Consider the following 13,753-nt stretch of genomic DNA (forward strand, 5'->3'; position numbering starts at 1 on the left):
AAGTCTACTAGCTGTGTCGAGCCGACAGCGCCGGCCGCGGTCCCGCCCGCCCGAACGTCACCCCGGGTACCCGGCGTCGACCGCCCCCGCTACCGGTTCAGTCGGCGGCCGCCAGCCGGGTGGCGACGTGCCGCAGGGCGAGGCGGTAGCCGTCCACGCCCAGCCCGCAGATCACCCCGGTGGCCACCGCGGAGACCACCGAGTGGTGCCGGAACTCCTCGCGGGCGTGGATGTTGGAGATGTGCACCTCCACCAGCGGCCCCCGCAGCATCGCACAGGCGTCGCGTACGGCGAGGGAGTAGTGCGACCAGGCGGCGGGATTGAGCACCACCGGCGCGCCCTCGTCGGCCGCCGCGTGCAGCCAGCCGAGCAGCTCGTGCTCGGCGTCGGTCTGCCGGACCACCACGTCCAGGCCCAGCTCGCGGCCGACGTCCACGCACATGTCGACCAGGTCGGCGTAGCTGGTCACCCCGTAGACGTCGACCTGCCGGGTGCCGAGCCGGCCCAGGTTCGGGCCGTTGAGCACGTACACCCTCACGAGGCGATCTCCCGGTACGCGGCGTGCAGCAGCTCGTCGTCGGGGCCCTCCAGGATCGCCGGCCGGGCCAGCCCGTCGAGCACCACGAAGCGCAACGTGCTGCCCCGGGCCTTCTTGTCGACCCGCATCGCGGCGAGCAGCCGCGGCCACGCGTCGGCCGGATAGCTGGTCGGCAGGCCCAGCGCGGCCACCACGGCGCGGTGCCGCTCGGCGGTCGCCGCGTCCAGCCGGCCGGCGAGCCGGGCCAGCGCGGCGGCGTAGACCAGGCCCACGGCGACGGCGTGCCCGTGCCGCCATCGGTAGCCCTCCACCTTCTCGATCGCGTGAGCCAGGGTGTGCCCGTAGTTCAGCACCTCCCGTACCCCGGACTCGAGCAGGTCGCCGGAGACCACGTCGGCCTTCACCCGGATCGCCCGCTCGATCAGGTCGCGGGTCACCGGCCCGGTCGGGTCGAGCGCGGCGGCGGGATCCCGCTCGACCAGGTCGAGGATCACCGGGTCGGCGATGAAACCGCACTTGACCACCTCGGCCATCCCGGCGGCCAGGTCGGCCGCGGGCAGGCCGTCCAGGGTGGCGAGGTCGCAGATCACCCCGGCCGGCGGGTGGAAGGCGCCGACCAGGTTCTTGCCGGCGGCGGTGTTGACCCCGGTCTTGCCGCCCACCGCCGCGTCGACCATGGCGAGCAGCGAGGTCGCGACCGGCACCCAGCGCACCCCGCGCAGCCAGCAGGCCGCCACGAAGCCGGCCAGGTCGGTGACCGCGCCGCCGCCCACCCCCACCACCGCGTCGGTACGGGTGAACCCGGCCTCGCCGAGCCGATCCCAGCAGGCGGCGGCGACGTTGATCTGCTTGCCCGCCTCGGCGTCGGGCACCTCGATCAGCAGCGGTTCGACCCCGACCGCGCGGACCCGCGCAGCCAGCGACTCCGCCAGCGCCTTGAGCGGGGCGGCGTGCAGCACCGCGACCCGGTTCGCGCCGGGCAGCAGTCGCGGCGGCGGGTCGAGCAGGTTGCGTCCCACCAGCACGTCGTACGGCCGTTCGCCGCCGACCGGAATTCGGGTTACCTCGTCCATCGCCGGCAGCCTAGCCGAGCCGGGGGTCTCGGGGCGGCGAGTGTCCACTCCGTGACCGTCACGGGCGCTGCGACGTTTGACCGGTGAGGTCCGGGGCACCGAGCCGGGGACCAACCACCGGCCGCGGAGGTAGTGGCGATGGCCCGACACACCATCGACGGGACGGACATCCGGGTCGCCGCGACGATCCTCGGGGTCGGGCTGGGCGGGTTCGTCGACGGCATCCTGCTGCATCAGGTCCTCCAGTGGCACCACATGCTCAGCAGCACCGACAACGACCACGTCGGGATCCGGACGTACCCGGTGGACACCGTGCCGGGGCTGCGGATGAACACCCTGTGGGACGGGCTTTTCCACGTGGTGACCTGGGTCGCGGTGCTGGCCGGACTGGCGTTGCTCTACGGGCGGGTGACCCGGTCCCGGGGCCGGCTCTGGCGCTCCCCGGCGCTGTGGGGCTGGGCGCTGACGGGTTGGGGACTGTTCAACCTGGTGGAGGGGATCGTGGACCACCACCTGCTCGGCATCCACCACGTCCGGACCGGGCCGCACCAGACCGCCTGGGATGTCGGCTTCCTCGCCCTCGGGGCGGCGTTGGTCGCGGTCGGCTGGCTGGTGCAGCGGCGGGCCGGGACGTTCGACGTCTGCGCCGCTGACCAACGGTGACGCCGGCCCACGCCGGACACACCGCCGGCGGCTTCCCGCCCGTCGCTCTCGTACCGCTGGGGATGTTCTGGCTCTACCTGGCCGCGGCCCTGCGCCAGCGCGACGCGGGCCGGCCCGGGTGGAACCACCGGCGGACGGCGAGCTTCGGTCTCGGCGCGGCGCTGCTCGCGGCCGGGCTGGCCTGGCCCGCGGGCGACCTGCCCGGGCACATGTGGCAGCACCTGCTGCTCGGCATGCTGGCACCACTGGCCATGGTGCTCGGCGCGCCGGGCACGCTCGCGCTGCGCACGCTGGACCGGCGCGCCGGCCGGGCGGCGGTCCGGCTGGTGCGGCACCCGGTTGCCCGGGTAGCCGCACACCCGGTGACCGGCCTGCTGCTCACCGCCGGCGGCCTGTACCTGCTGTACCTGACCCCGCTCTACCGGGCCACGCTGACGAGCCTCGCACTGCACGGTCTGGTGCACCTGCACTTCGTGCTCGCCGGCTACCTCTTCGCCTGGTCGATAGCCGGCCCCGATCCCGGTCCGCACCGCCCCCGCGTTCCCGTGCGCCTGCTCGTGCTCGGCGTTGCCGTGGCCGCGCATGCCGCGATCGCCCAGCTCCTCTACGCCGACCTGCTCGTCGACGTTCCGGCGGCCGGCGACGAGCTACGCGACGCCGCCACCGTCATGTACTACGGCGGCGACCTCGCCGAGATCCTGCTCGCCCTTGCACTCCTGGTCTCCTGGCGTCCCGAGCGTGCCGCCAAGCCCGCGCCGGTCAGGGCTTGAGCAGCGCGGCGATCTCGGCGGCGATCTCCTCCGGGGTCCGCCCGTCGGTCACCACCGTCGCGGTGGCCACTTCGGCGTAGAGCGGGCGGCGCTGGTCCATCAGGTGCTTGAGGGTGGCCCGCGGGTTGATCGCCAGCAGTGGTCGCCCGGCGCCCAGGCCGATCCGCTTCACCGCGTCGGGCAGCTCCACCGACAGGTGCACCACGGTGTGGCCGATCAGCGCGGCGCGGTTCTCCTCGGCGAGGATCGCGCCGCCGCCGAGGGCAAGCACCCCGCCGTGCGAGGCCAGCGCCGCCGCCACCGCCGCCCGTTCGAGGGTACGGAAGTGGTCCTCCCCCTCGTCGACGAAGATCTCCGGGATCGGCTTGCCGGCGAGCTGCTCGATGTCGAGGTCGGTGTCCCGGAACTCGACGCCCAGCGCGGCGGCGAGGGCCTGACCGATGGTGCTCTTGCCGGAGCCGGGCGCCCCGACCAGCACGCAGACCGGCCGGTTCACCGGGTCACGCTCCCCGCGGTCACCGGATCACCAGCGCGTCGAGGTAGCCGGCCAGGTTGCGGCGCATCTCCACGATCGAGTCGCCGCCGAACTTCTCCACCGCCGCCTCGGCGAGCACCAGGGCGACCATCGCCTCGGCGACCACCGCCGCGGCGGGCACCGCGCAGACGTCCGAGCGCTGGTTGATCGCGGTGGCCGGCTCGCCGGTGGTCACGTCGACGGTGGACAGCGCCCGGTTCAGCGACGAGATCGGCTTCATCGCCGCCTTCACCCGCACCGGCTCGCCGGTGGTGATGCCGCCCTCCAGGCCGCCGGCCCGGTCGGTGACCCGACGCACCCCGGTGGCGGTCGGAATGATCTCGTCGTGCGCCTCGGAACCCCGGGAGCGGGCCTGCTGCCAGCCGTCGCCGATCTCCACACCCTTGATCGCCTGGATGGACATCAGCGCGGTGGCGAGCCGGGCATCGAGCTTGCGGTCCCACTGCACGTGGCTGCCCAGACCCGGCGGGACCCCGTACGCCAGCACCTCGACCACGCCGCCGAGGGTGTCGGCGGCCTTCTTCGCGGCGTCGACCTCGGCGACCATCCGGGCGCTCGCCTCCGGGTCGAGGCAGCGCAGCGGGTCGGCGTCGATCCGCTCGGCGTCGGCGGGGGTGGGCCGCAGCCCCGGCTTGGCGGCGACCGGGCCCAGCTCCACCACGTGGGAGACGATCTCGATGCCGAGCGCCTGCTTCACCAGGGCCTTGGCGACGGTGCCGACGGCGACCCGGGCGGCGGTCTCCCGGGCGCTGGCCCGTTCCAGGATCGGCCGGGCGTCGGCGTGGCCGTACTTCTGCATGCCGGCCAGGTCGGCGTGGCCCGGCCGCGGCCGGGTGAGCGGCGCGTTGCGGGCCTGCGCGGCCAGTTCCTCCGGGTCGACCGGGTCGGCGGCCATCACGGTCCGCCACTTCGGCCACTCCGAGTTGCCCACCCGGATCGCCACCGGACTGCCGATGGTGACCCCGTGCCGGAGCCCACCGATGATCTCGACCTCGTCCTGCTCGAACGACATCCGGGCGCCCCGGCCGTAGCCGAGCCGGCGCCGGGCCAGCTCACCGGCGATCTCCCCGGTGGTCAGCTCGATCCCGGCGGGCACCCCCTCCAGCATCGCGACGAGGGCGGGTCCGTGCGATTCACCTGCAGTCAGCCAGCGCAACACAGCGCTCAGTCTGTCACGCCAGGTGGCCGCGCCAACGCCGTGCCCACCGCGTCCCGCCTTACGGACGCACCCGACCCGGGTCCGGCCGTCCGTGCCGTCGGCGAGGCTCCGGTCCGGCCGGCGCGGACCGCCGGAGCGGCCCCGGAACGGTCGGCGCGGGAGGGTGGTCCGTCGGCCCCGGCCGGCGGTGGTTCAGGCGCGCGCCGTGGTGAGCGCGGCGCGCATCGCGTCGACCGGCGCCGGGACGCCGGTGAACTGCTCGAACTGGCCGACCGCCTGGGCCAGCAGCAGGTCCAGCCCGGAGACCACCCGGCAGCCGGCGGCGAGCGCGGCGGCGGCGAGCGGGGTGGGCCAGGGGTCGTAGAGGGCGTCGAAGAAGACCGTCCCCGGCCGCCAGTCGAAGTTCTCCGCCAGGGGGTCGGCCACGCCCTTCGGCACGGTGGAGATCACCACGTCGGCCCGGGCGTGGCTCGGCGCCCCGTCCCAGGCCGCACCGGTCAGCGGCACGCCCACCGCGCCGGCCACCGGCCGCAGCTCGTGGACGGCCTCCGGGCGGCGGGCCACCACGGTGACCTCGGCCGCGCCGAGCCGGGCCGCCGCGGCGAGGGCCGCCCGGGCGGTGCCACCCGCGCCCAGCACGGTGACCGTCGCCCCCACCGCCACCCCGGCGAGCACGTCGACCATGCCGGTGACGTCGGTGTTGTCGGCGTACCAGGCGCCGTCAGGTCGGCGTACCAGCGTGTTGGCGGCGCCGACGGCGGCGGCGACCGGCGAGACCTCGTCGGCCAGCGCGAGCGCCGCCTCCTTGCCCGGCATGGTCACCGACAGCCCGGCCCACTCCGGGCCCAGCCCGGCGACCAGGCCGGCCAGCTCGTCGGCCGCGCACTCCAACCGGGTGTACGACCACCCGGTCAACCCGGCCGCCGCGTACCCCGCCTCGTGGATCACCGGGGAGAGCGAGTGGGCGATCGGCTTGCCGACGACAGCGGCTCTCACCCGCAGTTCGTCCCGCTCAGGACACCGTTGTCGCACATCTGCTTCTGCAGCTTCCGGAAGTCGGCGTCGTTGGAGCCGTAGCCCATCGTGCCCTTCTGGTCGATGGTCATGAAGTAGATCCAGTCACCCGGCGGCGGGTTCACCGCGCCCTTGAGCGCCTCCTCGCCCGGGTTGCTGATCGGGGTGATGGTCAGCCCGTCGGCACCGTGCGTGCGGTACGGGTTCTTCGGGTCGTTGAGCTCGGCCTGCGTGAGGACGTCGGAGTCCTTCGGGGCCTTGCCCTGCAGGCGCTTCCAGTAGTTGATCGCGCTGTCGATCTCCAGGCACTTGCAGTGGTACTTGTCGGTGTAGACCCGGTTGTAGATCACCCGGGCCACCTTCGGCAGGTCCACGTGGTTGACCGACTCGGCCTGCGCGATGGACGCGGTGATCAGCGCCTCGTACGGGGAGATCTTCCGCTCCTGCTGCGCCTTCTCGACGAAGTTCAACTCCTTGGTGACCGTGAGGAACTGGTCCACCATCATCGACAGGATCTGCTCGGCGGTGGCCTTCGGCGGGATCTCGTAGGTCGCCGGGAAGAGGAAGCCCTCGATGCTCTTCGGGCCCTTCTTGCCGTCGCCGCGGTTGAACCAGTAGGCCGGCACGCCCAGCTTGACCGGATCCTTCGCGGCGGCCTTGAAGTCGGCGACCGGGATCTTGGTCTGCTTGGAGAGAATGTCGTAGATCGCCAGGCTGATGGTGCCCTCGGGGATGGTCACCCCGCTCACCACCCGGCTCTTCGGGTCGAGCAGCAGGTTCACCGCGTCGGCGGCCTTCATCTGCTTCCTGACCTTGTACCGGCCGACCTGGATGTTCTTGCTGCGGGAGTTGGCGTCCGCGGCCTCGATGAACGCCTTGGTGCTCTTCACCACCCCGGCGTCGTAGAGGGAGTCACCGATGTCGGTGAGGGTGTCGCCGGCCTTCACCTCGACCAGCGCCTCACCGGAGCCGGGGCCGTCGTAGTCCGGGGTGACGAAGTGGTTGCGGATCCGGTCGAAGCCGACGTACGCGCCGCCGCCGATGCCGCCGAGCAGCACGAGGGCCATCAGCAGGGCGAAGACCGTCTTGCCCCGACCGCCCGACTTGCCGTTGCGCTTGGCCACGGCGCCGCGCCGGTGCCGGCCCTTCTCCCCCCTCTCCGCCTCGTCGAACCCCAGATCCAGATCGTCGATCATTACGTCCGCCTCCGCTGCGCGTCCAGCCAGCTCTGCAGAATCTCCACCGCGGCGGCCTGGTCGACCACCGCCCGTTGGCGTTTTCCCCGGACGCCACGTTCGGCCAGCCTACGACTCGCCACGACGGTCGACATCCTCTCGTCCGTCAGCGCCACCGGAACCGGCGCTATTACATCGGCCAGACGGGCAGCGTACGCCGAGACGTTCGTCGCCGCCGGACCGTGTTTGCCGGAAAGATTGACCGGAAGACCGACGATCACCTCGACGGCCTCGTGTTCCGCGATGAGGTCGACCAGCGCCGCCATGTCAGCGGGCACCGCGTCGGCGGCGGCGGTCAGGTCCCGGGCGAGGGTGACCAACGGGGTGGCCAGGATGCCGTGCGGGTCGGAGCGGGCGACGCCGACCCGAACCTGCCCGACGTCCACCCCGAGCCGGACCCCACGGGACAGCTCACCCATAATCGGACACCCCCCGGGACGGCTCAGGGCGGACCGGAATGGTCCGCCCTGGCCGCAGTCGGTGCGTCATCACGCCTCGGCGATCGCCTTCTCCACGGTGGCCAGCAGGTTCGGCGCCTCGGCCGCGGGCAGGCCACCACCCTGGGCGAGGTCGTCGCTGCCACCACCGCGGCCGGAGAACGCCGCCTTGACCAGGTCCTTCGCGGTCAGGCCGCGCCCACGCGCGGCCTGGTTGACCGCCACCACCAGGGACGACTTGCCGTTGGCCCGGGCCGCCACGGCGACCACCGCCGGCCGGGCCGGGTCGATCCGGCCACGGATCTCCTGGGCCAGCGTCCGCACGTCGTTGCCGGCCGCCCCCTCGGGCGCCTCGGTGCCGACGTACGCCACCCCGCGCACGTCCTTCGCCTGCGCGGCGAGCGCCGCCGCGCCGCCGAGCACCAGCTGGGCGCGCAGCTTCTCCAGCTCCTTCTCCGCGTCCCGCATCTGGGTGACGGTCTGCTCCACCCGGTCGGCGACCTGGTCGCCGGGGACCCGGAACAGCTCGGCCAGCCGGGAGACCAGCAGGTGCTCGCGGGCCAGGAAGCCGAACGCGTCCATGCCGACGAGGGCCTCGATCCGGCGCACGCCGGAGCCGACCGAGGCCTCGGAGAGGATCTTCACCAGGCCGAGCTGCGCCGACCGGGCCACGTGCGTGCCACCGCACAGCTCCCGGGCGTAGTCGCCGACCTCGACGACCCGGACCCGCTCGCCGTACTTCTCGCCGAACAGTGCCATCGCGCCGATCCGGCGGGCCTCCTCCTGGGTGGTGATGAAGGCGTGCACCTCCAGGTCGGCCAGGAGCACCTCGTTGACCTGCTGCTCCACGTCGTGCAGCACGCTCGGCGCCACCCCGGTGGGGGTGTTGAAGTCGAACCGCAGCCGGCCCGGCGCGTTCAGCGAACCCGCCTGGGTGGCCGACTCGCCGAGGAAGTTGCGCATGGTCTGGTGCACCAGGTGGGTCGCGGTGTGCGACCGGGAGATCGCCCGCCGCCGGGACACGTCGATCTCGGCGTACCCGGTCTCCCCGGCGCGCACCTCACCCCGGATCACCCGGGCCCGGTGCACGATCAGCCCCGGCACCGGCTGCTGCACGTCGAAGACCTCGAGCTGGCCAGCGCCGACCGTGATCAGGCCCTGGTCGGGCTGCTGGCCGCCGCCCTCGGCGTAGAACGGCGTGGTGTCGAGCACCAGCTCGATGGTGTCGCCCTCGACCGCCGCGCCCACCTCGGCGCCGCCGGCGAGCAGCGCCCGCACCCGCGACTCCCGGTTCAGCTCGGTGTAGCCGGTGAACTCCACCGGACCACCGCCGTCGAGCACCGACCGGTACGCCGACACGTCCGTGTGCCCGGTCTTGCGCGCCTGCGCGTCCGCCTTCGCCCGGCTCCGCTGGTCGGCCATCAGCCGGCGGAAACCCTCCGCGTCGACCTGCAGCCCCTGCTCGGCCGCGATCTCCAGGGTCAGGTCGATCGGGAAGCCGTACGTGTCGTGCAGCTGGAACGCCTTGTCGCCGGAGATGGCCGGCTTGCCCGCCGACTTCGTCTCCGCGATCGCGGTGTCCAGGATCGTGGTGCCCGCGCGCAGCGTGGCGAGGAACGCGTCCTCCTCGGCGTACGCGTACTGGGAGATCCGGCCGAACTCGGCGGCCAGCTCGGGGTACGACGGGGACATGCAGTCCCGGGCCACCGGCAGCAGCTCGGGCAGGGCCCGGTCCTGGTAGCCGAGCAGCCGGACCGCACGGATCGCCCGGCGCATGATCCGGCGCAGCACGTAGCCCCGGCCCTCGTTCGACGGGGTCACCCCGTCGCCGATCAGCATCAACGCGGTGCGCACATGGTCGGCGATCACCCGCAGCCGGACGTCGTCGGGGTGCGACTCGCTGGCCACATGGCCGGAGCGCGCGCCGTACCGCTTGCCGGTCAGCTCGGCGGCCCGGTCCAGGATCGGCCGGACCTCGTCGATCTCGTAGAGGTTGTCGACGCCCTGCAGGATCGAGGCCATCCGCTCCAGGCCCATGCCGGTGTCGATGTTCTTCGCCGGCAGGTCACCCAGGATCGGGTAGTCCTCCTTGGTGGTGCCCGGGCCCCGCTCGAACTGCATGAAGACGAGGTTCCAGAACTCCATGTAACGGTCCTCGTCGACCGCCGGGCCGCCCTCGCGGCCGTACTCCGGGCCTCGGTCGTAGAACAGCTCCGAGGACGGACCGCACGGGCCGGGGATGCCCATCGACCAGAAGTTGTCCGCCTTGCCCCGGCGGACGATCCGCTCGGCCGGCACGCCGATCGAGCGCCAGATCTCGAACGCCTCGTCGTCGTCCAGGTAGACCGTCGGCCAGATCCGCTCCGGGTCCAGGCCGTAGCCGCCCTGGTCCTGCGGCTTGGTGATCAGCTCCCAGGCGAGCGGGATCGCCCCGTCCTTGAAGTAGTCACCGAAGGAGAAGTTGCCGTTCATCTGGAAGAACGTGCCGTGCCGGCTGGTCTTGCCGACCTCGTCGATGTCCGGGGTGCGGATGCACTTCTGCACGCTGACCGCCCGCCGGTACGCCGGGGTCTGCTGACCCAGGAAGTAGGGGACGAACTGCACCATGCCGGCGTTGACGAACAGCAGGTTCGGGTCGCTGATGGCGGGCAGCGGAGCGGACGGCACCACGGCGTGGCCATTCGCCTCGAAGTGGGCGAGGTACCGCCGCTTGATCTCCGCCGTCTTCATCGCTGGTGCTCCTCCGGGAAAATCTCTCGGTCGCCGATGCGCGGGTCCTCCCGCAGCTCGGCGAACTGATCGTCGAACGTCTCGCCGCGGGCGAACGCCTCGTGGATCTCCTGCTCGCGCTCGGCCATCCCGACCCGGACGTCCTCCACGAAGCTACGCACCGACTCGACGAGGCCGCCAGCGGATTCCGACAGGCCGCTGGCGATGCCGGCCGGCGTGTACGCCTGCGCGGTGCGGGTCGCCTTGCGCACCACCAGCACGCCCACGGCCAGCCCGACGCCCAGCCAGAACAACCGCCTCATGCTCTCATCCTCCTGGTCAGCGGTTGCCGCGCTTGGCGGCCCGGCGCTGCTGCTTGATGGTGTCGCGTACCTCGCGCTCGGTCTCCGCGTGCCGGCGCGCCGAGGCCGCCCGGCGCACGCCGTAGCCGAACGCGGCCACCTTCACCAGCGGGTTCGCGGCGGCGGCGGACACCACGGTGGCCAGGTTCGCCACGTTGGCGGTGACGTTCTGCGCGTGGGTGGTCATGGTGTCCACCTTGGCGAGCTGGAGGTTGACCCCGTCGAGGGAGGTCTGCACCTGCTCCAGGGCGACGTTGACGTTCTTCACGGTGGTGTTGACGTCGCCGAGCAGCGGCGTGGTGCGCTCGTTCAGGTCGTTGATCATGCGGGTCGTCGCGTCCACGGTGTGCCGCAGCCGCAGGATCGGCACCGCCAGCACGAGCACCAGCATCAGGAACGCGCCGGCCGCGATCAGCGCAGCGATCTGTCCACCATCCACGCGCATGTCCTCCTCAAGCAGGCGTTCCGGGATCCGACTCCCGGAACGCGCGACCGTCCCGCCCACTCGCGCCACGTCGACCCACCACCGGTCGACGGGCGCCCGCGGGCCCGCCAGCCCCAGACCCTACCGTCCGTGATGGAAACCGGCTCAGGACGGTGAGGGTGTGAGTTCGCCCAGTGGATCGTCGGTGAGGGTGGGGAACGGATCCTCACCGGTGAGTGACGGGTCAGTGCTGGGTTGTGGTCGGGTCCGCTCGTCGTCGATCGCGTTGCGCACCTTCACCGACACCAACGAGCCGGCACACTTCCCCGCTGCGGGCGAGGGCGCCGAAGACGGCGCCGGTTGACCGTTGACCGGCGGCAGGGCGCAGGTGGGCTCGCGTACCCAGAGGTCGAGGGTGAGTTCGTCCCGGCGCCAGCAGGTGTAGCTGCCCTTGGCCGGCTGCTCCGGGCAGCGGGTCACCTTCCACCGCCGCCAGCCGTCCCGGGCCAGCGCCGCCTCGTAGGCCTGGGCCGTCTCCTTCGGCGCCCGCTCGGACTCCACGGTCCGCTCCCGCAGCCGGCAGTCCTGCAGGCACCAGCGGCTGCCGCTGACGTTGTCGACGGTCTTCACGGTCGCCCAGCTCGGCACGTCGAGCGCGTCGAGGGAGTCGAAGACCGGGTCCCGGCTGAGCGTGCGGAGGCCGAAGTAGAGCGGCACCGCGCCGAGCAGCAGCAGGCTGACCAGCGCGAGGATGCCCATCCGCAGGCGACGCCGCTCGCGCATCTGCCGGCGCAGCTCGGACCGGGCGCCGCGCAGGCCACCGGCCGGCGTCGGGTCGTCCTCCGGCGGCTCCGAACCGGCCCGCCGCAGCGCCGGTCCGGCCTGGTCCGCCGGTTGCGGTCGCGGACCGACCGGCTCCCCCTGCGGTACGACCGCGGCCGCCCGCGCCACCGCGGGCGCGTTCCCGGGGCGACCGGGCGGCGGTACGGAGGCCGCGCCGCGCGGTTCCGGGTGGCCCGGCTCCCGCTGCGGTGCGGTCGACCGGCCGGCCGACGGCTCGTCGGTTCCGCCGGGGCGGGCCACCGGTGCGGCCGCCCGGGCCACCGCCGGCTGCCCGGCCGCCGTGCGGGGGCCGGGCTCGGCACCGCCGGGCGGGGGGCCGAACCGGTCCGCCGCGGGCGACCGGGGTGGGACGGGACCGTCGGGTGCGCCGCCCGGGCGGGCCGCGCCGCGCGCCGGTCCGGTCGGGCGGCCGTCGCCGACGGCCGGGGACCCGGCGGAACGACCGCCGGGCGCCGGACCGGGGCGGCCGCCCTCGACGCCCGCCGGTGGGGCTCCCGCCCGGCCGGTCGGGGCGGGGGCGCCGCCGGGGCGCGCCGCCCCACGGGCGCCGGTGGGCTGATCGGGTACCGGCGGCGGCACGGCGGCGGCACCGGACCGGCCGGTCGCGGCCCGACCGGGGCCGGCCGGGGTGCCGCGTCGTGGACCGGGCGTCGCCTCGACCGGGGGCCCGGCCGGCGCCGCCGGGTCGACCACCGGCATGGCCGGGTCGCTGCGGTGTCCGCGGCCGGCCTGGCGCAGCCAGTCCGCCGGCCGCGCGGGGCGGTCGCCTCGCGGCCCGTCGCCGCCGTCCCGCCCGGGGCGGCGCGGGGTGGGCGTGGGCGTGGCGGGTGCGTCCGCCGCGGCACGACGAGCCGGCGGGCTCTCGTCGCCCTCGGCGGCGGCGCGACGACCGGTCGGCAGATCGCTACCGCCGGCGGCAACCCGACGACCGGTCGGCGGTCCGGTGACCTCCGGCGCGGCCGGGCGGCCACCGGTCGGCGGGGCGTCGGGGGCGGCGCGACGACCGGTCGCGGCCGGGCCGGCCGGCTCCGGTCGGGGGCGCCGACGATCAGTCCCCGGTCCGGGGTCGGTGCCGGGTGCGGAGCGGGCGGCACCGGGCGACGGCACGTCCCCCGGCAGCGACGGTGCGTTGCCGCTCCTCGGCACGACCGGTTGGTCGGGCTCACCGGCGCGGCGACGACCGCCCGCGCGCGGCACGCCGGGCCCGGTCGGGCCGTCCACCACGGGCGGCACACCGGCGCCGGCCCGGTCCGCGGGCCCCGGCTGGGCCGGACCACGCCGGCGACGCCCCTCGGGTCCACCCGCGCCGGGGCGCGGCGCGTCGGTGGCCGGGTCGACGGTCGGGTAGGGCGCGCCGGGCGCAGCCGCCGACCCGCGGGACGGATCCCCGGCCGGTACGCCGCGGCGACCGGTCTCGGCACCCGCCGGAGCGGAGCGACGACCCGCGCCCGAGACGGGGCGGGCACCGGGGTCGCCGCCGTCGGGCATGCCGCGCCGACCCGCGCCCGAGACCGGACGGACATTGGGATCGCCGCCCTCGGGCATCCCCCGCCGATCCGCGCCGGAGACCGGACGGGCACCCGGATCTCCGCCGTCGGGCACGCCACGCCGGCCCGCGCCGGAGACGGGGCGAAGTCCGGGATCGGTGCCGGCGGGCACGCCGCGACGACCGGCGCCCGAGACCGGACGAACCCCGGGTTCGGGGCCCTCGGGCGCGGCACGCCGGCCGGCGCCCGAGGACGGGGCGGTCACCGGGGTGCCGGACCCCTCGGGGCCGCGCCGGCCGGGCGGCGGCGCGGAACGCGGGCCGTCGGAGGGACCGCCCGGGCCGGGCGCCGGCCAGCCGGTCGCCGGGGGCTGCCCGCCGCGCGGGAGACCGCCGCCGGCCGGGCCGGTGTTCGGCCGGCCGCTCGGACCGTGCGGGGCGCCGGCGGTCGGCGGAACCGCGGCGTGCGCGCCGGCCGGCCCCTCGCCGTCGCGGCGCGGGGGTC

General features: G+C 74.6%; 13 protein-coding genes. 2 read left to right on the plus strand and 11 right to left on the minus strand.

Features of this window, described 5'->3' with window-relative positions:
- Nucleotides 1-97: 97 nt before the first annotated feature.
- Nucleotides 98-538 (minus strand): type II 3-dehydroquinate dehydratase, encoded by a 441-nt coding sequence (gene aroQ / locus ACFOYX_RS34705; protein WP_109802358.1) that lies wholly within the window; start codon nt 536-538, stop codon nt 98-100.
- Nucleotides 535-1,611 (minus strand): 3-dehydroquinate synthase, encoded by a 1,077-nt coding sequence (gene aroB / locus ACFOYX_RS34710; RefSeq protein ID WP_322440578.1) that lies wholly within the window; start codon nt 1,609-1,611, stop codon nt 535-537. Before aroB ends, aroQ begins: the two co-directional genes overlap by 4 nt.
- A gap of 138 nt (nt 1,612-1,749) precedes the next feature.
- Here aroB and ACFOYX_RS34715 point away from each other — a divergent pair, with 138 nt between their 5' ends.
- Nucleotides 1,750-2,274: a DUF2243 domain-containing protein gene (locus ACFOYX_RS34715; protein ID WP_322440577.1), complete on the plus strand. Its 525-nt coding sequence runs from the start codon at nt 1,750-1,752 to the stop codon at nt 2,272-2,274.
- Entirely contained in the window at nt 2,271-3,044 is a 774-nt protein-coding gene (locus ACFOYX_RS34720) for a cytochrome c oxidase assembly protein (protein ID WP_322440576.1), read from the plus strand. Before ACFOYX_RS34715 ends, ACFOYX_RS34720 begins: the two co-directional genes overlap by 4 nt.
- Here ACFOYX_RS34720 and ACFOYX_RS34725 read toward each other — a convergent pair.
- From ACFOYX_RS34725 to ACFOYX_RS34765, 9 genes are all read right to left on the minus strand, one after another.
- Nucleotides 3,034-3,540 carry a shikimate kinase gene (locus tag ACFOYX_RS34725; protein ID WP_322440575.1) on the minus strand — a complete coding sequence of 169 codons (507 nt, stop codon included), beginning with the start codon at nt 3,538-3,540 and terminating at the stop codon, nt 3,034-3,036. The genes ACFOYX_RS34720 and ACFOYX_RS34725 overlap by 11 nt on opposite strands.
- A gap of 19 nt (nt 3,541-3,559) precedes the next feature.
- On the minus strand, nt 3,560-4,738 hold the full coding sequence (gene aroC, locus ACFOYX_RS34730) for a chorismate synthase (protein WP_322440574.1): 1,179 nt from the start codon (nt 4,736-4,738) through the stop codon (nt 3,560-3,562).
- A 192-nt stretch (nt 4,739-4,930) separates the two neighbouring features.
- The gene (locus ACFOYX_RS34735; protein WP_322440573.1) at nt 4,931-5,734 is read right to left on the minus strand and encodes a shikimate dehydrogenase; all 804 of its coding nucleotides are present in this window, start codon (nt 5,732-5,734) and stop codon (nt 4,931-4,933) included.
- A complete protein-coding gene (gene mltG / locus ACFOYX_RS34740; protein ID WP_322440572.1) occupies nt 5,731-6,948 on the minus strand; it encodes an endolytic transglycosylase MltG in 1,218 nt (405 codons plus the stop codon). The genes ACFOYX_RS34735 and mltG overlap by 4 nt, the downstream gene beginning before the upstream one ends.
- The gene (gene ruvX / locus ACFOYX_RS34745; protein ID WP_109802366.1) at nt 6,948-7,406 is read right to left on the minus strand and encodes a Holliday junction resolvase RuvX; all 459 of its coding nucleotides are present in this window, start codon (nt 7,404-7,406) and stop codon (nt 6,948-6,950) included. Before ruvX ends, mltG begins: the two co-directional genes overlap by 1 nt.
- A gap of 69 nt (nt 7,407-7,475) precedes the next feature.
- Nucleotides 7,476-10,154, minus strand: coding sequence for an alanine--tRNA ligase (gene alaS / locus ACFOYX_RS34750; RefSeq protein ID WP_322440571.1), 2,679 nt, complete (start codon nt 10,152-10,154; stop codon nt 7,476-7,478).
- Nucleotides 10,151-10,456 (minus strand): hypothetical protein, encoded by a 306-nt coding sequence (locus tag ACFOYX_RS34755; protein WP_109802368.1) that lies wholly within the window; start codon nt 10,454-10,456, stop codon nt 10,151-10,153. The genes alaS and ACFOYX_RS34755 overlap by 4 nt, the downstream gene beginning before the upstream one ends.
- A gap of 16 nt (nt 10,457-10,472) precedes the next feature.
- Entirely contained in the window at nt 10,473-10,934 is a 462-nt protein-coding gene (locus tag ACFOYX_RS34760) for a DUF948 domain-containing protein (protein ID WP_109802369.1), read from the minus strand.
- 150 nt (nt 10,935-11,084) lie between these two features.
- Nucleotides 11,085-11,702: a hypothetical protein gene (locus ACFOYX_RS34765; RefSeq protein ID WP_109802370.1), complete on the minus strand. Its 618-nt coding sequence runs from the start codon at nt 11,700-11,702 to the stop codon at nt 11,085-11,087.
- Between the last annotated feature and the right edge of the window lie 2,051 nt (nt 11,703-13,753).

Origin of the sequence: Micromonospora sp. GCM10011541, from assembly GCF_042650725.1 — a bacterium.
Taxonomy (GTDB): Bacteria; Actinomycetota; Actinomycetes; order Mycobacteriales; family Micromonosporaceae; genus Micromonospora; species Micromonospora sicca.